Below are 610 nucleotides of genomic sequence, written 5' to 3'. Positions count from 1 at the left end.
TTATCCGTTTCAGTTTGCCATGATCGCATTCAATCACGTTGTTCCGGTACTTAATCTGTCGGTGTTCAACGTCAGACGGGCACCGGCCTTCGCGTTTGAGCAGAGCAAGCGCGCGACCATAGGCGGGCGCTTTATCCGTGTTGATGAATCGCGGGATCTGCCACTTCTTCACGTTGTTGAGGATTTTACCCAGAAACCGGTATGCAGCTTTGCTGTTACGACGGGAGGAGAGATAAAAATCGACAGTGCGGCCCCGGCTGTCGACGGCCCGGTACAGATACGCCCAGCGGCCATTGACCTTCACGTAGGTTTCATCCATGTGCCACGGGCAAAGATCGGAAGGGTTACGCCAGTACCAGCGCAGCCGTTTTTCCATTTCAGGCGCATAACGCTGAACCCAGCGGTAAATCGTGGAGTGATCGACATTCACTCCGCGTTCAGCCAGCATCTCCTGCAGCTCACGGTAACTGATGCCGTATTTGCAGTACCAGCGTACGGCCCACAGAATGATGTCACGCTGAAAATGCCGGCCTTTGAATGGGTTCATGTGCAGCTCCATCAGCAAAAGGGGATGATAAGTTTATCACCACCGACTATTTGCAACAGTGCC

Annotated in this window: 1 protein-coding gene; it reads right to left on the bottom strand. The window is 53.4% G+C overall.

Translation table 11 applies throughout. The features are described from left to right. Positions 1-547, bottom strand: a 547-nt coding sequence (locus AB8804_RS23290) for an IS6-like element IS26 family transposase (RefSeq protein WP_001067847.1), incomplete at its 3' end; no start/stop codon positions are given. Positions 548-610: the final 63 nt, after the last annotated feature.

It is taken from the genome of Enterobacter sp. KBR-315C3_2022, assembly GCF_041399425.1.
Lineage (GTDB): Bacteria > Pseudomonadota > Gammaproteobacteria > Enterobacterales > Enterobacteriaceae > Enterobacter.
This window is presented reverse-complemented; position numbering and strand designations above follow the sequence as displayed.